Annotated in this window: 15 protein-coding genes; 14 read left to right on the top strand and 1 reads right to left on the bottom strand. The window is 35.7% G+C overall.

Annotation, left to right across the window (positions count from 1 at the left end; genetic code table 11):
• Window positions 1-42 precede the first annotated feature (42 nt).
• The 14 genes from ASE74_RS01670 (at window position 43) to ASE74_RS01605 (ending at window position 14,390) form a co-directional block, all read left to right on the top strand.
• Window positions 43-582: a DUF420 domain-containing protein gene (locus ASE74_RS01670; protein WP_055903269.1), complete on the top strand. Its 540-nt coding sequence runs from the start codon at window positions 43-45 to the stop codon at window positions 580-582.
• 222 nt (window positions 583-804) lie between these two features.
• Entirely contained in the window at window positions 805-1,404 is a 600-nt protein-coding gene (locus ASE74_RS01665) for an RNA polymerase sigma factor (RefSeq protein WP_055903268.1), read from the top strand.
• A 61-nt stretch (window positions 1,405-1,465) separates the two neighbouring features.
• The gene (locus ASE74_RS01660; protein WP_055903267.1) at window positions 1,466-2,626 is read left to right on the top strand and encodes a FecR family protein; all 1,161 of its coding nucleotides are present in this window, start codon (window positions 1,466-1,468) and stop codon (window positions 2,624-2,626) included.
• Between the two features lie 284 nt (window positions 2,627-2,910).
• Window positions 2,911-6,600 (top strand): SusC/RagA family TonB-linked outer membrane protein, encoded by a 3,690-nt coding sequence (locus ASE74_RS01655; protein ID WP_082458605.1) that lies wholly within the window; start codon window positions 2,911-2,913, stop codon window positions 6,598-6,600.
• 11 nt (window positions 6,601-6,611) lie between these two features.
• Window positions 6,612-8,081 (top strand): RagB/SusD family nutrient uptake outer membrane protein, encoded by a 1,470-nt coding sequence (locus ASE74_RS01650; RefSeq protein ID WP_055903265.1) that lies wholly within the window; start codon window positions 6,612-6,614, stop codon window positions 8,079-8,081.
• Between the two features lie 5 nt (window positions 8,082-8,086).
• Entirely contained in the window at window positions 8,087-9,505 is a 1,419-nt protein-coding gene (locus ASE74_RS01645; protein WP_055903264.1) for a substrate import-associated zinc metallohydrolase lipoprotein, read from the top strand.
• 10 nt (window positions 9,506-9,515) lie between these two features.
• Entirely contained in the window at window positions 9,516-10,865 is a 1,350-nt protein-coding gene (locus ASE74_RS01640) for a DUF4302 domain-containing protein (protein ID WP_162235772.1), read from the top strand.
• A 118-nt stretch (window positions 10,866-10,983) separates the two neighbouring features.
• Complete coding sequence (locus ASE74_RS01635) at window positions 10,984-11,376, top strand: hypothetical protein (RefSeq protein ID WP_055903262.1); 393 nt, start codon at window positions 10,984-10,986, stop codon at window positions 11,374-11,376.
• 95 nt (window positions 11,377-11,471) lie between these two features.
• Window positions 11,472-11,744, top strand: coding sequence for a hypothetical protein (locus ASE74_RS01630; RefSeq protein WP_055903261.1), 273 nt, complete (start codon window positions 11,472-11,474; stop codon window positions 11,742-11,744).
• A 24-nt stretch (window positions 11,745-11,768) separates the two neighbouring features.
• Complete coding sequence (locus ASE74_RS01625) at window positions 11,769-11,972, top strand: DUF2683 family protein (protein ID WP_055903260.1); 204 nt, start codon at window positions 11,769-11,771, stop codon at window positions 11,970-11,972.
• Complete coding sequence (locus tag ASE74_RS01620) at window positions 11,972-12,235, top strand: Txe/YoeB family addiction module toxin (RefSeq protein ID WP_055903259.1); 264 nt, start codon at window positions 11,972-11,974, stop codon at window positions 12,233-12,235. Before ASE74_RS01625 ends, ASE74_RS01620 begins: the two co-directional genes overlap by 1 nt.
• On the top strand, window positions 12,235-12,624 hold the full coding sequence (locus tag ASE74_RS01615) for a hypothetical protein (RefSeq protein WP_055903258.1): 390 nt from the start codon (window positions 12,235-12,237) through the stop codon (window positions 12,622-12,624). Before ASE74_RS01620 ends, ASE74_RS01615 begins: the two co-directional genes overlap by 1 nt.
• A 183-nt stretch (window positions 12,625-12,807) precedes the next feature.
• Window positions 12,808-13,470 (top strand): DUF2461 domain-containing protein, encoded by a 663-nt coding sequence (locus tag ASE74_RS01610; RefSeq protein WP_055903257.1) that lies wholly within the window; start codon window positions 12,808-12,810, stop codon window positions 13,468-13,470.
• Between the two features lie 80 nt (window positions 13,471-13,550).
• Window positions 13,551-14,390, top strand: a complete 840-nt coding sequence (locus ASE74_RS01605; RefSeq protein ID WP_055903256.1) for an OmpA family protein — start codon at window positions 13,551-13,553, stop codon at window positions 14,388-14,390.
• A gap of 1,040 nt (window positions 14,391-15,430) precedes the next feature.
• On the opposite strand, the gene ASE74_RS01600 is transcribed toward ASE74_RS01605, so the two are convergent.
• Window positions 15,431-18,022: a hypothetical protein gene (locus tag ASE74_RS01600; RefSeq protein ID WP_055903255.1), complete on the bottom strand. Its 2,592-nt coding sequence runs from the start codon at window positions 18,020-18,022 to the stop codon at window positions 15,431-15,433.
• Window positions 18,023-18,227 lie beyond the last annotated feature (205 nt).

Genomic DNA, 18,227 nt, shown 5'->3' with positions numbered 1-18,227 from the left:
CAGTCGAATAGATCAAATAAAATATAAAGAGATAAAATACTCATGGAAAATAGCCCGATTGAGAAAAAATATAGCAAGTGGATCATTATCCTTTCCATCTTTATTCCAGTAGGCGTTGCCTTCTTATTTGTAGTAAAACTAAAAGATTTAGGTATTGATGCACCAACATTACCATTTTTACCACCCATATATGCCACCATTAATGGTATTACCGCAGTATTGTTGGTAGTAGCAGTTTGGGCCATAAAAAATGGAAAAATCCTGTTACATCAAAATTTAATGAAAACTGCCATTGGTTGCTCTTTGCTATTTTTGGTGATGTATATTGCTTACCATATGACTACCCCATCAACCAAATTTGGGGGAGATGGAACCATAAAATATGTTTACTTCTTTATTCTGTTAACGCATATTTTACTTTCAATAGCCATCATCCCATTGGTTTTGGTTACTTATGTACGGGCGTTGGCACAGCGTTTCGATCGGCACAGAAAAATTGCTCGGATCACCTTCCCTTTATGGTTGTATGTGGCCATAACTGGTGTTGTAGTATATCTAATGATCTCCCCTTATTACCAATAGTTATGTAATTAAAAATAAAGCCCTCAACCTAAAAAGTGAGGGCTTTATTTTTAATTTATATTTTAGCAGCTAAAAATTCATAATTAGTATATTTGGTAAACAAGAGCTCATTATTTACTAAATTGTTTTAGTTTAAATATTTCTTTTTTTTTAATTATAAATCTATTTATTATTACGCCTCAGTATAATGAAAAACATAGTAAATTATGATTAACTAAATTTATGCCGTTAAAAAATCTGGATAAAGAACGTGCGCTGATTGATAAAATTGTAGAAGGAGATGAACAGGCTTTTTCTGTCATGTTCTTTAACTATCTTCCAGTATTACAGGTTTTTGCTGCAAAATTTACCAAGTCAGAAGATGCTGCTGAAGAAATTATCCAGGATGCTTTTTTAAGGGTATGGTTAAACCGGGATAAATTGGCTGAAGTCGAAAATGTAAAAGCTTATCTTTATAAGTACGTTTCTAATGAATGTTTAAGCCATTTGCGCAAAAAGCTTAAAGAAGGCAAAGTGGTAGATGCTTTTACTGCAAAGCAGCCCAATAGCCATAACCATACCGCAGATGTGGTGAATTTAAATGAAATAAATAAAATTGTTTCCAATGCCGTTGAGAAATTACCTGAACAACGGAAAAAAATCTACCAATTAAGCCGAGGCGATGGTAAAAGTATCCCCGAAATAGCCGAAATTTTAAATATTTCTCCAAACACAGTTAAAAATGCGCTTGTAATTGCGTTGAAATCAATCCGCATACACTTGGATCAGCATGGAATTGTATTTCTTTTTCCGATTGTTCTCACTTTTTTGAAAATAAAATAAAAAAAAGTGAAATCCCGATAGTCCTAATTTTCTTTTAGTGCTTCTTAGTATCAGAATCTTTATGGAATTACGCATCAATTATCTTTTACAGCAGTTTGCATCAGGCAAAATCAACCAGGCAGAAAAGCAAGAGCTTTTGGCTTTGGCTGAGGGCAATGCTTCACTTATCAGTGATGAAATTGTTAAAATGATCATTGCGGAAGAAGAAAATGCCGATCAGGTAATTGATAAAAAATGGAATCCAATTCTAAATAAAATTCTGAAGGTTGATAAACCAGCACCTGCACCGCGAAAAATTTTATATAACAGTTTAAAATGGGCCGCCGCCGCAGTAGTTTTTATTGTGTTCTCATTAACCACTTATGTAACGTTACATAAAAAAAAGGAGCACGTTTTTGCCACTGATGTTCCTCCAGGTAATAATAAAGCGATTCTGACTTTGGCTAACGGCAAGAAAATTTCCCTTTCTGATGCCATGAATGGGAATATTGCTAAAGAAGCTGGTTTTTCCATTACTAAAACCAAGGATGGTCAGCTGGTTTACAATATTGCCGAATCAAATGATATTGAAGATGCAAGATTAAATACGATTTCTACACCTAATGGTGGCGAATGGCAGATCCGTTTGCCAGATGGTTCCATCGTTTGGCTCAACGCGGCCTCTTCTATACAATATTCGTTAAATATTGGAGCGGCTAAACAACGGATCGTAAAATTAGATGGTGAAGCTTATTTTGAAGTGGCCAAAAATGCTGCACATCCTTTTATCGTAGAAACAGATAAACAATCTGTTGAAGTATTGGGTACACACTTTAATATCAACAGCTACCATGATGAAATCGTAACCAGAACTACCTTATTGGAAGGAAGTGTGCGTGTTTCGCAAGGTAGTACAAAGCAGAGTGAAATATTGAAACCGGGAGAGCAATCCATCCTGTCGAATGCGGGTTTTGATGTTAAAGATGTTGATGTAGATGAAGCCATTGCATGGAAAAACGGCTATTTTATGTTCAATAATGAAAAACAGGAAAGTATTTTGCGCAAAGTAGCCCGTTGGTACAATGTAGATATAGAATATGCAGACCCTGCAGCCAAAGAAGTAATGTATTATGGAACGGTGAGCCGTTTCGAAAAAATATCAAAAGTACTAACCAAATTTGAGCAAACTGGTGAAGTGCGCTTTGATATTAAAGGCAGCAAAGTGATTGTATATAAAGAATAAAAGAGCAAAGATGAAGGAGTAACTAACCTTTATCTCTAAAAATAAAACAACTTAATCAACCATAACCTAACCCTAACAAACTATGAATAGACCTCGACAAAACTCCTGACGATTCAAAGATAAATGAATAAAAAAAAGGAGTGCTTGCAACACCCCCTTTATTATCTGTTTAGCTATTCCGTAAGCCGGAATCGATTAAAAATCAATTATTTCTTGGATAACCCGCGAAACGCTTTTTGGCGTCCAAACTTCATTGCGCTTCGCAAAAAAAAACAGACTATTAAATGTACAAAATTTATATTGGAATTTTATGTACGCATCGCCGCTACATCCCTAAATTGCTATTGATTATGAAGTTAGTTACGGTCATACTGCTTGCCTCCCTAATGCAGGTAAGTGCAGCTTCATTTGGCCAGTTGGTTACATTAAAGCAAAGAAATGTAACCTTTGAAAAAATGTTTAAAGAAATCAGATTGCAATCTGGTTACGATGTATTGTTGTCTACAAATAAGATTAGCACTTCAACAACCTTCAATGCCAATTTTAGCAATTCGACCATTGAAGAAGTAATGGCTAAAATTATTGCCGGTAAAGATTTGACTTATTCTATTGAAGACAAAACCATTTTAATCAAGCCTGCAGAAAAATCGATTTTTGATAAAGTACTTGGCTATTTTGTTGCAGTTAAGATAACTGGTAAAGTAAAAGACAAAAATGGTTCAGCACTACCTGGTGTTAGCATTCGTGAAAAAGGTGCTGCTAACGCAGTTTCAACCAGTTCCAATGGAGATTATAGCATTTCAGTTAAAGAAGGAGCTACGCTTGTTTTCAGTTATATCGGCTATAAAAGCATCGAGTTACCTGTAGGTTCTAAAACGGTAATCAATGTTACATTAGAAGAAGATGCAGCACAGCTTAATGAAGTAAATGTAGTTTCGACCGGATACCAAACTTTGGAGAAAAAGACTTTTACCGGAGCGTCTACATTGGTAAAAGCATCAGATGCGGAGAGAGCAGGTGTAACGGATATTAGTAGGATGCTGGAAGGGCAGGTTGCGGGTGTAACCGTGCAAAACGTTTCGGGTACTTTTGGTGCTGCACCTAAAATTCGGGTACGTGGAGCCACCTCGTTTTCAGGAGATAATAAGCCGCTTTGGGTAGTTGATGGTATTATTTTAGAAGATGTGATCAATATATCAAATGAAGCATTAACTAGTGGTGATGCCAATACTTTAATTGGCTCATCTGTAGCTGGTTTAAACCCGGATGATATTGAGAGCTTTAACATCTTAAAAGATGCTGCCGCAACAGGTATGTATGGTGCAAGGGCAATGAACGGTGTAATTGTGGTAACCACCAAAAAAGGTAAGTTAACAGAAGGCGCACCAAAAATTAGCTACAGGGGTAATTTTACTACCTATGCCAAACCGAGTTATTCGGATTTCGATATTTTAAACTCTGCAGATCAAATGGCAGTTTTAATTGAAATGCAAAATAAGGGTTATGTTCAAATTCCTTCTGAATCGAGAGGGGTTAGCGGAGGTCCTTTTTATAAAATGTATAATATGCTTTATAATTATGATGCAGCTACAAATACATATGCCTTAAAAAATACGAGCGCTGATAAAAACGCATTTTTGAATAGATATGCCAATGCCAATACCGATTGGTTTGATGTATTGTTTAAAAACTCTTTGCAACAAGAACATTCGTTAAGTATCAACTCGGGTACAGAAAAATTTAAAAGTTATGCATCAACCTCGTTTACCAAAGATAATGGCGTAACCATTGGAAACAGTGTAAGCAGGTTTACAGGTAATTACCGTGCAAACTTTAATATGTCTGATAAATTAAGTGCAGAACTTTTAAGTACAGGTTCGGTACGTAATCAACAGGCACCAGGAGCTACTGCACTGCAAGAAGATCCTGTGTATGGTAACTACTTTCGTAATTTCGATATCAATCCATATGCTTATGCAGTAAATACAAGTCGTATGCTTACCGCCTTTGATGAAAATGGTAATTATGAATATTTCCGTCAGAACAGTGCTCCTTTTAGTATTTTGAATGAGTTAAATAGCAACTATTTAAAATTGGGGGTATTAGATTTTAAAGTTCAGGGAAACTTAACTTATAAAATTATTCCAAGTTTAACCTATTCTGTTGACGGGGCTTATCGATTTGTGAAATCCGAATCACAAATATCTATTTTAGAGAGTTCCAACATGGCCACTTCATATAGAACTGTTGATGATGCAACATCTTCGCAAAGCAATGGTAATTTATATACAGACCCAGATCTTCCAGGAAGTTTACCAATTAGCGTATTGCCGAGCGGTGGTTTTTACAAAACATCTACTGATAACTTAAAAAGTTATTATTTCAGACAAAATTTAAATTTCAATAAAACTTTTAATACCAAACACAATATAATGGCTTTTGGTGCAATGGAAGTTCGTTATATCGATCGCCAGAGGGAAGCTTTTGACGGAGTAGGTTATCAGTTTGATAATGGAGGCTTGGTAACACCTTATTATAAATACTTTAAAGAAGCTGCAGAAGAAGGTAAGCCTTATTTTAGTATGGGCAATGAATATGAAAGATATAGTGCTTTTTTTGCCAATGCTTCTTATACTTATGATGAGAAGTATACCGTAAAATTTTCTGGTCGGTATGATGGTTCAAATAAATTGGGTAGAACTGCAACTGCTAGATGGTTACCAACATGGAATATTGCTGCTAGCTGGAACATAAGCGATGAAAGTTTTTGGCCAAAAAGTGATATCTTAACTGGTGCCAAATTACGCGGATCTTATGGTTTAGTAGCTAGCATTGGTAATGCAACAAACTCTGCTGCTGTATTTTATAATCAGATTTCAAGAAGACCTGCTTTAGCAGATCAGGAAGCTCAGATTTATATTTCCAATTTAGAAAACTCAGAACTTACCTGGGAAAAAGCTAAAGATTTAAACCTCGGTTTAGATTTAGCTTTATTGAAAAACAGAATTAATTTTACCGTTGATGTATACAAAAGAAGCATCTATGACTTAATCGGTGCAATACAAACTTCTGGTATTGGTGGTCAGTATACTAAAATTGCCAATTATGGAGCCATGTCTGGTAAAGGGATTGAAGTTGCCATTACCGGTAGAGCTATAGATCATCCAAACTTTAAATGGACAACCAATTTTAACTTTAGCTACAATGTAAATAAGGTAACAGATTTAGAGATTGACCCTAATATTTTTAAATCAACATCAAATAATGGTACTGCAGTACTTAACTACCCTCAGCGTAGTTTGTTTTCAGTACAATTTGCTGGTTTAAATCATGATTACGGTTACCCAACATATATCGGTACTGATGGTAGGCCAACTACTTATATTTACATACAAGATAATGATCTAACACAATTGAAATATGAGGGGCCGATTGACCCTACGTTTGCTGGAGGTTTTTATAACCAGTTCAGCTACAAAAGTTTCACATTATCAGCTTTACTGGGTTTCTCTGCAGGAAACAAAATTAGGTTGAATCCAAACATGAAACCAAATTTTAATGATATTTCGTCAATGAGTAGAGATTTATTAAATAGATGGGTATTGCCTGGAGATGAGAAGTTTACCAATGTTCCGGCCATATTGGATCCACTATCTGCATCGAAAATCGTTGATGCTAACGGATCTGCTGTTAATATCGTGAATACTTATAATTTATATAATTTCTCAACCGAACGTGTAGCGTTTGGCGATTATATTAAACTAAGACAAGTTTCGCTAAGTTATAATTTGCCAAAAAGCTTTTATTCTATGCTAGGTATGTCTAATGCCTCAGTATCTTTTGTCGGAAATAATTTATTGTTATTGTATTCTGATAAAAAACTGAATGGACAGGATCCTGAATTTTACAATACAGGTGGAGTTGCCTTACCAGTATCAAGACAGTATACCTTATCCTTAAAAGTTGGCTTTTAATTGAAAAAATCATGAAATTAAAGAAAATATCATTCAGCATACTTGCAGTCGCATTGCTATTCATAACGCCATCATGCAAGAAATATTTAGAACAAACACCTGATAACAGAGCAGAAATTAACACGGTAGACAAATTATCCCAATTGGTTTCAACAGCTTATCCAGGTACCGATTATTTAGCTTTTACAGAAGCCTCATCTGATAATTCGGAGGATAAAGGAGAAGGTATCGGAACATTGTATGATGTGATCGATCTACCTTATGCCTGGCAAGATGTAATAGGTGATGGAAGAAACACTGCAACTTCATATTGGAATGCGTGTTATGAAGCCATTGCATCAGCAAATCAAGCTTTAGAGTCTATCGAGACTAATAAACTTGGTGCAGGTGCAGCGCCCTATAAAGGAGAGGCATTGGTATGCAGGGCCTATGCACACTTTATGTTGGCTACTTTGTTTGCAACACCATATAAAATTGGAGGAGCAAATGATGCACCTGGTATACCTTATGTAGATAAGCCAGAAACTAAGGTGATTCAGCCATATAGTAGAGGTACTGTTGCCAGTACTTATGCCCGGATTCAACAAGATTTAGAAGAAGGCCTTCCTTTATTGCAAGCATCAGCCTATAAAATTCCAAAATATCATTTTACTCCAGTAGCTGCACATGCTTTCGCTGCCCGTTTTTATTTATTTGTGGGCGCGTGGCAGAAAGTGGTCGATCATGCTACACTTACTGTGCCTGGTAATGACTTTATTAATAATATGAGGCCTGTATCAACTACATTAAGGACTTATGGCAATGCCGAATATCAAATAAATTACATGGGAAGTGGGCAAAAATACAATCTATTGTTATTTAATGTCGATTCTTTCTATGCTCGCTATTCAAGTCCACGACATGGTTTTGGTAACAAACAGCGTGCAATGTTTTCAGCGATTGGAAATATAACGGGCAAAGCCTTAGCGAATGTTGTATTACAATATAGTGTTCCAAATTATACAACTTATAAATTTAAAGAAAACTTCTTCACTACTGGACCTGGTTTTGGACTTCCTTATTTGGCTTTTGCTGGTTTTACAGTAGATGAGGCTTTAATGAATAGAGCAGAAGCATATGTAGAGCTAGGGCAAAATAACCTGGCATTAAAAGATGTTAATGATTTTTATAGTCAAAGAATTGTTGGTTATAACCCAAGTAGTGATGCTGTTACCACAGCTAAAATTTCTACTTATTATCCAACCATTACAGATCCTAAACAAGGTTTGATCAGAACTATTTTAGATGCAAAAAAAGCTGAATTTTTGCAAGAAGGTATTAGATGGTTTGATATTATTCGCCGTGATCTCACTGTTGTGCACAATACGATAGATATCACCACTAAAGAAACTTTTTCTGAGCTAAAACCAGGAGATCCCCACCGCATCTTCCAATTACCATTAGAGGTTAAAACATCAGGTGTAGAACTAAATCCAAGATAATCAAGATGAAAAATATACTAAAAGTAATATCGTTTCTTCTGCTTATTGCATTGCAATTTGCTTGTCGTAAAACAGAAACGCTTAATGTAGATTACAGCACCTTTAACGCGGATGATCCCCGTACAAATACTCCGCTAGATCAATGGTTGAAGAGTAGCTTTTTGGATCCTTATAATATTGATGTAATTTACAGGTACAACAGGTATTACCACGGTAATACTGCCAATGTGGTGCCGAGTAAATTAGAAAATATACAGCCAACAATGCAAATTGTATTAGATGGGTTTATCAATCCATATCTTAAAATCGCAGGGCCAACATTTACTAAAACTTATATGCCAAAAGAGTGGGTATTATTTGGTTCGTATGCTTATGAAAATTCAAGCGACCCGGGTGTGGCAGGAACTGCAGCAGCTGGTCGTAGAATTACGTTATACGGTGTAAATGAATATCAACCGCTGCCAGGTGGTCAGTTTTATGCCTGGGATAGACACCGTATTATGCACCATGAATTCGGGCACATTTTAAACCAGATTATTCCAATACCGGTTGATTTTGAACCGATATCAAAAGGATTTTATAAACAGCCATATACCGATACGCCACAGGATACTGCGCGTAGAAATGGTTTTGTAACCAGTTATGCCAGTGGTGTATATACCGAAGATTATGCAGAAACCATCAGTTGGCTATTAATTAACGGACAGGTTTGGTATGATGACTGGGCTAACTTTGCCAATACGGCTGGAAAAGCAAGATTCGTTCAAAAGGAAAATAATGTAATCAATTATTTTACAAACCTTGGCATTAGTTTCAAAGCCCTGCAAAAGGAAGTACAACAATATATGATTGGTATTGGCCGGAATGAAACCAAATTTGCATATTGGTTAAGTAAAGCACGTACTCCGTTGGTTACCCCAGCTCCAAACCCTGCACCAGCAGCACTACCTACATTTAAAACTTTAACCATTAGTACCGGTGCAGATTATTATATAAAATATGGTGGCTCAGATACCTTTTCTGCTCTTTATACTTCAGTTAAAAATGCGATAACTGCACAGGGTTATGCGTTGAACTTTATAAGAATTAATTTTACCTCTCCAACCGCAATGTACATTGAAGCTAATTTTACAGCCGGTACAACAACGTATCAATCATTTTATGCTTTTAATATGGCAACCACGGTTGCTTCCGGGCAAGTAAAGTTTACTACAGGTACAGTAGGGGGAACAACTTCTCCTTGGGTTGGTAATGCAGCTTTTACTAAGGCGTCTATGCAGCCCTTTTTGGACTATATCACAAATAACACCTTTGTAGCAGATTGGTTACCAGTGAATGTTACGGCAGACGATTATATGAAATTGGGCGGTTTTACTGTTTTAAACTCACCAACCAATTATTTTTATGGACCATTGGCTTATTAATTTTAAAACGATGAAAAGATTTTTATACTTAATTGTATTGCTCTCTGTAATGATGAGCTGCAAAAAAACATCTTATGTAGCTGTTTTCGATAAAACGCCACAAGAGCGAGCTGCAGACCAGATTAATCTGGTGTCTACCACGTTAACCAGTGCTCCCAATGGCTGGATTGCAACATTGCCCACTCAAGCGGGGGGCGGCTATGGCTTTTATTTCACTTTCGATAACCAACAAAATGTAACCATGTATGCCGATATGACAAGCGCATCGGCTGGGACAGTGGGTAAATCAAACTATAGGATCAAACAAGATATTGGAACCGAACTGGTATTTGATACTTATAACTATATCTCGATACTTGATGATCCTAATGCTGCTATTTTAGGTGGTGCATCCAAAGTAGGTTATAGTAGTGATATTGAGTTTACTTTTGATCGGGTTAATGGTGACAGTATTATTTTTGTAGGAAAAAAATATAGACAGCCATTTAAGTTGGTAAAAGCAACCGCTGCACAACAAGCAAGCTATACATCTGGGGGATATAATACTTCTATTGATAAAATTACAGCTTTTTTCAACACAAATAAATTCCCGTACATACAGGTTGTTTCGGGTTCAACCACACTTAAAGTTGCAGTTAGTCCAAACTTCAGCAATAATTTGGCAAGTGGTAAAAGAATGGATTTGACAAGCGTTTTGGCTGATGGGAAAACAATAGGTACAGCAGCAACTAAAATAGCACACACTTTGGATGGGCTATCTCTGTTAAATGGAGGATTGGTTTTTCAAGGTATTACATTCGTAAGAATGGCATGGAAAGATGCAAATATCTTAGCCTTATATGATTCTACTGGAAAAGAGTATATCATTAATGATAATGGTGTGCCAATATTAGATATCAATCTGTTATGGGGATCTAAATATGTTGGGCTTCGATCTGAGTTTAAACAAGTAAATCCTGGTACAAGTACTGCTGGAGCTGATATTATTAATTACTATCACAATAACCTTAATAATAGTGCATTGCTTGGTTTCGGTTTTAACTATGGAAGAATGGACTTAACTTGGAGCAGACCGAACAACAGATTCATTTTTGCTGGTTTCAGTAGTCAAAATGGAGGAAGTAGTGGCTGGACAACTACGATAGTTTATAATTACACGGTTAATCCGGACGGTTCTTATAAATTTACCCAATACACAGCTGCCGCTGATGGTTATGTTGCTAAGTTAATGTTGCCAATGGATGCGTTCTTAAAGGCAAATGATGTAAAATTTGATTATTATTCAATAAATGGACTCACTTACGGAAGAATGTCTAGTGTGCAGAATCCTGCAATACAGATGACATTTATTCTACGATAAACTTATGTAGTAATTAATCATTATAATAATCTTGTTGGCAACTTAAGTTAACTGTCGCCAATAAGATTAACTTTTATAGCTGAAAACTAAATATGCAAACCCTCTAAAAAATATAACTATGAAAAAATTATTGCTATTTTTTGCTTTGAGTGTATTTTTTGTAATTGGATTATCCTCATTTCAACCGGCTTCTGAAAAAGTGGTTCAATGCACTAAAGACGATCCGATTATTATTGTGGTAAATACTGATGGATATTATGGTGAATTGTATTTTGATAATGCAACTGATCAATTTTTAAGTGGCAGTGTAAGTAAAGCCATTCCTGGTAGTGGGGGTGCTTATAGAATGTATACCATTAATTCGGTAAGCGGAAATTTATCGAGATCATTAATTAATAATCAGGTTACACATTTTGATGGTAATATTTATGGTACTGCTGGCTCGGGTTTTTCAGTTACTTTAACTTTAAATTCCAGTAATAATGCTGCATTAATTGCTCAATTGGTATAATTATTCTCTCTCTCTAACCTCACCCTAAAAAGTGAGGTTTTTTTATGACATAATTTTTAAACCCCGCCAAGCGTTTATGCTTATATTTGTAAGTCATGAAGAAAAAAGCAATTTTTATCCTGTTTGTATTGGTATTTACATTTGCGATGAGCCCTAATGTTAATTCCCAATGCTCAATGTGTACCATAAATGCTGAACAAGGTGTTAAAAATGGAAATACACAAACTGCAGGCTTAAATACCGGGGTATTATATCTATTATCTATTCCATATTTAATGGCTGTTATTGTTGGTGTGATTTGGTACAAAAAATACCGCAAAAAGAATATTCACCTTAACATGAAAAAAGAACCTTTTAATTTAAATTAGCGATTTGTTGCAATATACTTGATTATGGAAACACTAATTATGCACCCTAAAAATAAAGTACAGCTAACCGCATTAAAAGCAATGGCTAAGGCTTTAGAAATAAATTTTGAAACAAGCGAGTATAATTCGGATTTCGTTGCTAAAATACAGACAAGTAAAAAAGAAATTGAAGCGGGTAAAGTAACGAGAGTTGCAAAGGAGGATTTGAAAAACTTCCTAGGGTTATAGTGAGCTACCACTTAGATTTTTCAGATCAGGCTAATAGTGATATCAGCTACCATAAAAAAATAGGTAATAAGGCCGTTTTGCGCAAAATATTGAATTTACTGAATGAACTTTCTGAACATCCATTCGAGGGTACAGGAAAACCGGAAGCATTAAAACATAATCTTTCAGGTTTTTGGTCTAGACGAATAAATAATGAGCATCGACTGGTTTATGAAGTTTATATCGATATTGTATACATTATTTCAGTTAAAGGACATTATTAATGCCAACCTCAAAGCTTAATGCAATTATAAATTGTAAATGTCCGCATTGCCGTAGGGGAGCTATTTGTACAGGCAGCATGTACGGATGGAATATTCAGCATACCAAAGAAATTTGTGGTCATTGTGCGCAACGCATCGAAATTGAGCCTGGGTATTTTTATGCAGCCATGTATGTGAGTTACGCCATGAATGTGATCGAGATGCTTTTTGCAAGCTTTTTAACCTATCTGGCTTTCGGTCCGCTTACCGATGCCACTTTCTGGCATTACCTGATTGTTATTTTCGCAGGTTGTTTTATCCTGTATCCGTTTAATTACCGCTATTCCAGAATTATACTGCTTCATGTTTTATCGCCAAACATTAAGTATAAGCCATATTACGACAAATAGGGGTTGGTTAGCGGTTAGCGATGGGCGATAAGCTAAACCATTAACCAATATTCACTGTTAAACCAAGAGTTTAATAAACAAATGGTTAATTAACTAATGACGAAGAGCCAATTTACAGTTTACAATTGGCAGTTTGCAATTACCCAATGAACTAATGATCAGTGAACGAATGAACCTCAAGATATGCTTAAAAAAGAAACACTCAATTTTATAACAGATGTTGCGGAAAACAATAACCGCGAATGGTTTGCCGCCAATAAAGATGTTTATGAAAGTGCAAAAGCCAATGTATTGACACTCGTTACAGCACTTATTCCTGAACTGGCTAAGGTAGATCCATTGATTTCGGCCGAAACAGACCCCAAAAAAAGTTTATTGCGCATTTACCGCGATGTGCGTTTCAGCAAAAATAAAGATCCGTATAAAAATAATTTCGGCATTTGGTTTTCTGCTAAAAGCAAGGGTGGTAACGAGCCAGGTTATTATTTGCACATCCAACCCGGAAAAAGTTTTATCGCCGGTGGTTATTGGATGCCCGAAGCCGCACATTTAAAGTTAATCAGACAGGAAATTGATTACAATATCAGCGACTTTAAAGAAATTATCAACAACAAGGAATTTAAGAAAGACTTTAAACTTGGATTGGATAATGCACTTAAAAATGCCCCTAAAGGGTACGATCCGGCAGATCCAAATATCGAATTCTTAAAATTGAAAAGTTTTGAAGCCACTACAAAAATTGATGATAAAGAATTTTTGCAGGCAAACCTCGTTAATAAGTTAATAAGTTCTTTTAAAACAGTACAACCATTAGTTGCATTTTTACGCAATGCTATAGATGCTTAACGGTTTAAACTGTATAAATAGCTAAACTGCGCCATTAGTCTATAAAAACTGTATTTGCTATTAACTCTTGAAAATAAAATATGAAAAATACCTTTCTTGCTTTTGCTCTTCTTTTGTTCATTTCATCCTTAACCTCATGTGTTGTATTATCGCCTAAAAAGTATAAGGCTTTATTGGGTAGCAAAGATTCACTTTACACAGCTTTTAACGAAGGTTTAATTAAAATTGAGAACTTGGAAAAAGAAGTAAATAAGCTAAAGAAGGATACTACTTTAATGGCCGAAGAACTTCGCGATTTGCAAAGCAATTACAATGAAATAGATGCAAATTATAAAAAACTTAAAAATAACTCTTCTTCAGAAATTACTAAACTATCCGGAGATTTGGCTGCCCGCGAAAAGCGTTTAAAAGAAGTAGAAGAAGTTTTGCGTAAACGTGATGAAGCCACCAATGCACTAAAAGAAAAGCTTCAACAGGCACTGCTTGGCTTTACTAAAAGCGGCCTCACTGTAGAAATTAAAAATGGCAAAGTTTATGTTTCGCTTACCGATAAACTTTTGTTCCCTTCCGGAAGTATCATTATTGATGAGAAAGGTAAACAAGCTTTAACACAGTTGGCCAATGTACTTAAACAACAACCAGAGATTAATATTGCGGTTGAGGGCCATACCGATAACCAGAAAATAAACAATTTAGGTCAGATTAAAGATAACTGGGATTTAAGTGTACTTAGGGCTACATCTGTGGTACGTTATTTAACAGAAAACGAAAAAGTAGAAAGCGTAAGAATGACGGCTACCGGTAAAGGGGAATTTCAACCCCTGGGAACCAACGCAAATGCAGATGGACGAAGCAAAAACAGACGCATAGAGATTGTACTTTCACCTAAATTAGATGAACTTTATAACCTGATTAAATAAATAATCAATTTATTTTGTGGTTAAAGTGTTTCTGTTTAATCAAAATCCATGGTTTTTATTATGATACGCAGTTTCTATGTTTGATATTAAAAATATATTTATTATGATCAGGAAATGAACAGTTCTGTGTACATGGCAGCTTTAGTCCCGCTTTATGCTTTATACCGATGAAGAATCGGTATGTTCGCTGCAATCGGGTTTAAAAACGTCGGCTTCTGCACTTTGCAACCTTTCAAATGAAATACAAAGTGGCCACTTAGCCCCGGTTGAAGCGTTTACCCTGCAGCAACGAGGTACGAGAAACGAAGCGTAAAAGCGTAAAACGGGAAGAAATTATGTGTTTTTCATAGGCTTTGCGCTCCCAAAAATGAACAGTATATTTATTGTGATCAGGAAATTAACAGTTATGTGTACTTGAAAAAATCGGGTTTAAAAACGTCGGCTTCTGCACTTTGCAACCCTTAATATGAAATACAAAGTGGCCACTTAGCCCCGGTTGAAGCGTTTACCCTGCAGCAACGAGGAACGAGGAAGTGAAGCGTAAAAGCGTAAAACGGGAAGAAATTTCGTGTTTTCACAGGTTTTGCGCTCCCAACAATGAACAATATATTTATTTTGATCAGGAAATGAACAGTTCTGTGTACATGGCAGCTTTAGCCCCGCTTTATGCTTTATACCAATGAAGGATTGGTATGTTCACTGCAATCGGGTTTAAAAACATCGGCTTCTGCACTTTGCAACCCTTAATATGAAATACTAAGTGACTACTTAGCCCCGGTTGAAGCGTTTTACCCTGCAGCAACGAGGCACGAGGAAGCGAAGCGTAAAAGCGTAAAACGGGAAGAAATTTCGTGTTTTTCACAGGCTTTGCGCTCCCAACAATGAACAATATATTTATTGTGGTCAGGAAATGAACAGTTCTATGTACTTGAAAAAAGCGGGTTAAAAGTCAACGGCTTCTGCCTAAACCAACTCATTTCTGCGTTTCAAATGGTATTTACCGCGACAAAATGAATGATTTCTGACGATTACAGTAATTTTTATAAGTTCTGATGCCGGCGGTAAGATTTTAAAATCTTAAAAGTATGCTCAAACTCGGTTCCACTTAGATTTGAATAATCGGGCATGGAAAGTTTGTGTATGGTTAGAAAATTAAGCAGTTCTTTAATTACGTTCGATACCTCTTCTGATTCTTCCGTATGTTTCAGTGTATCAATTTTGCTTAACAAAAAAGCAATTTCGAACATTTTAAAATCATTCTTCCCTGTAATTTCCAGTCCGCGGTTGGTTTCTATAAGTGCCTGTTCATAATTGTGCGTAGCATTATAAAAGTTTGCTTTAAAAATGCTGAAACTGGCCAGGATAAAATTGGTATAGTACGTATAATCGCTACTGATTATTTTATCTACGAACTGGATAATGCGCTGTGCTTTTTTAAAGTAATTGAGCTTAATGTAGGTTTGCCCTAAATGAAGGAGTAAAAACGGGGAGAAAACTGAATGCCTTACATAAAAAATATTTGGATATTTACTTAATATGGCCATAATAAAACGATGGCATTCTGCATAACTCTTTTGCGAAAACAGCGTAATCAATACCATCCGGTAAGAGAGTATTTCGGCAGAAGAAATTTCCTCATTTCTTTTTGGTGTACTCCGGTCTATTTCCTGGCAAAGTTTTATGATTTTATCTTCAAGGCTTTTGCTTTCGTTAGGCTTGTTAATCAGGTTGTTGTAAAAGTATAAAATTAGATCGTATGGGTTAATTGGAAAAAGCTCATTTAATCTTTTATAATTTCTTTTTAACAACTGCATGGTATTGCCCAGCGATACCTTATCTACATCAATAAGGTGTACGTTGCATTCGATTACATGGAGCATAATCTGGATATCTTCATTCAGTACATTCTCAGAAATTGTTTTAATGGTTTCTTTATAAAGTGTACTCATGGTTCTGCCAGAAGCCATGATGTCGATGAAATCGATATCTATAGTTAACTTATTAAAGTTGGAGTTGGGTTTACCCAATTCGAATTTAGACACATGGCAGATAAAATCGAAAGCATTGTTTTTTTCGATATTGGTAAACGAAAGTTTAAATATGTTTTTTAAGGCTGCAATTTCATTCCTGTTTACGCAAAAGCGGATAGACCAGTTTAAAATATGGTCTCTACGTGCATTTTGTGCAGGGAAGCTCGCTAAAATATGCTCGAAAAATAATTTACCAGGCTTGTAGTCGAATTTATCGGTGATTTGAATAAAAAGGAAATAAGTATAAATATCGTCGCTTAAAAAACGTACAATTTCCGTTGGGATGGTTGTGCTTAATCTTTTTTCTTCGATAATAATCCCTGCGTGCAAAAGTTCTTCATAAGCATCAGGATAGCAGTTGATATAGCTTAAAATCTTTTCTTTTGATACCCTTAATTTTTTATTGCCTTCAGAAATGCAATCGCTTATTTTTTTGAGTAAAAATATTTTTTCGGTACTCTTTTTTGCCAGAAAAACCCGTCTTTCTAAAAAATAGCTGATCAACTCGTAACACAATAAAGGGTTATTCAGCTCCAGATGGTGATTTTCATCTTTAAGTTTAAAATAAACCTGAAGCCAGAAAGGAGTTTTAAATTGTGCTAGTAGGGGTGGACTAACATCGGCCCTATTGATGATTTTGTTTTCGATGTGGCTTAGCGTGTACAGCACCTCATCAATATTTAATGGGGGTACATTGCTCAACGTATCTTCATCGTAAAACAAGCCTGTATACCAGGCTTTGGTTAAAGATGCAGAACCGTTTATAGCAGGCTGAAGGTTAATCCAGCTATTTGTTCGTAAACCGAAAACCAGTTTAACAAAGTTGTTTTCTTCAATACTGTATAAAAAATCTATAAAGGTTTTAAAGTAATTACTTCTGGCCAGGTGCTCGTCTACACCATCAACAATTATAATAAAGCGGCCTTCGCGTTTTTCGGGGTTCTTTTTGAAAAAACTGATTAGTTCGGTAAGACTGCCAAACTTAAATTCTTTTAAAAACCAATCTTTTAACGTACCGCCATTTTGTATTATCGTATTAATACTGGTAGAGTTAACCAGTAAAACAATGTCATTTTTATAAAGTGCGTTTTCTGAGAAGAAGAAATATTCTACCATATGCGCAAGCAAAATCGATTTGCCCTGACCTGGTTGCGCGCTTATTGTAGTAAACTGATAATTGTTTTTTAAAAAATAATCGAAATCGGGATAAAAGAAACTTCTGTTTGCGGTTGCATTAAATGGAACGCCCGAATTATTTTTCTTTGCGATAAGCGATACCTCTGTAATGGCATGTGCTTTTAATTTTAAATCCTGCCAAATACTCTGAACAGAGGTGGTTTGGTTTTCCTTGTCTTTGCAGAACGAATCCCAGTCGTTATAACCAATATATTGAGATAAACTGTTCAAGGTAAACAACGAAAACTTGTGCAAAGTGTTCGCGAAGCCAAAAAAGCGCTTTATCGTGGTTTCACTTACATAGTTTTTGGTTTCTTGAAATACGTATTCAGAAATAATCTTACAATGAGCCGGGTCGATATTTCTCAAACCAGATTTTATAAGGACAAATTTCCTGAGTTCGATAAGGAGATCGTTAGCATTCATGAATTAACAGATGGGATGACTACCGCTAATGTCATCATAATTTCACAATTGAGGAAATCTATTCACTAAGATCGGCCTGTATGAATAAAATGAATAGAATGAAATGCATAAAAATGAATAGCAATGGATAAGATAGGATGCTATTCTAGATTTAGATTTGTCATAATTATATAATGCACTTGAAAAAAACATTTACCAAACAGTA

Origin of the sequence: Pedobacter sp. Leaf216 (assembly GCF_001421515.1) — a bacterium.
In the GTDB taxonomy this organism is placed as follows: Bacteria; Bacteroidota; Bacteroidia; order Sphingobacteriales; family Sphingobacteriaceae; genus Pedobacter.
Note: the sequence above shows the minus strand (reverse complement) of the source record. Positions and strands in the feature narration are given on the sequence as shown.

What these genes read in the sequence shown, in the direction of transcription:
- ASE74_RS01640 (WP_162235772.1), top strand. Translation starts at nt 9,516, where the DNA reads ATGAAAAGATTTTTATACTTAATTGTATTGCTCTCTGTAATGATGAGC.
- ASE74_RS01655 (WP_082458605.1), top strand. Translation starts at nt 2,911, where the DNA reads ATGTACAAAATTTATATTGGAATTTTATGTACGCATCGCCGCTACATC.
- ASE74_RS01635 (WP_055903262.1), top strand. Translation starts at nt 10,984, where the DNA reads ATGAAAAAATTATTGCTATTTTTTGCTTTGAGTGTATTTTTTGTAATT.
- ASE74_RS01625 (WP_055903260.1), top strand. Translation starts at nt 11,769, where the DNA reads ATGGAAACACTAATTATGCACCCTAAAAATAAAGTACAGCTAACCGCA.
- ASE74_RS01670 (WP_055903269.1), top strand. Translation starts at nt 43, where the DNA reads ATGGAAAATAGCCCGATTGAGAAAAAATATAGCAAGTGGATCATTATC.
- ASE74_RS01610 (WP_055903257.1), top strand. Translation starts at nt 12,808, where the DNA reads ATGCTTAAAAAAGAAACACTCAATTTTATAACAGATGTTGCGGAAAAC.
- ASE74_RS01630 (WP_055903261.1), top strand. Translation starts at nt 11,472, where the DNA reads ATGAAGAAAAAAGCAATTTTTATCCTGTTTGTATTGGTATTTACATTT.
- ASE74_RS01605 (WP_055903256.1), top strand. Translation starts at nt 13,551, where the DNA reads ATGAAAAATACCTTTCTTGCTTTTGCTCTTCTTTTGTTCATTTCATCC.
- ASE74_RS01615 (WP_055903258.1), top strand. Translation starts at nt 12,235, where the DNA reads ATGCCAACCTCAAAGCTTAATGCAATTATAAATTGTAAATGTCCGCAT.
- ASE74_RS01650 (WP_055903265.1), top strand. Translation starts at nt 6,612, where the DNA reads ATGAAATTAAAGAAAATATCATTCAGCATACTTGCAGTCGCATTGCTA.
- ASE74_RS01645 (WP_055903264.1), top strand. Translation starts at nt 8,087, where the DNA reads ATGAAAAATATACTAAAAGTAATATCGTTTCTTCTGCTTATTGCATTG.
- ASE74_RS01665 (WP_055903268.1), top strand. Translation starts at nt 805, where the DNA reads ATGCCGTTAAAAAATCTGGATAAAGAACGTGCGCTGATTGATAAAATT.
- ASE74_RS01600 (WP_055903255.1), bottom strand. Translation starts at nt 18,022, where the DNA reads ATGAATGCTAACGATCTCCTTATCGAACTCAGGAAATTTGTCCTTATA.
- ASE74_RS01660 (WP_055903267.1), top strand. Translation starts at nt 1,466, where the DNA reads ATGGAATTACGCATCAATTATCTTTTACAGCAGTTTGCATCAGGCAAA.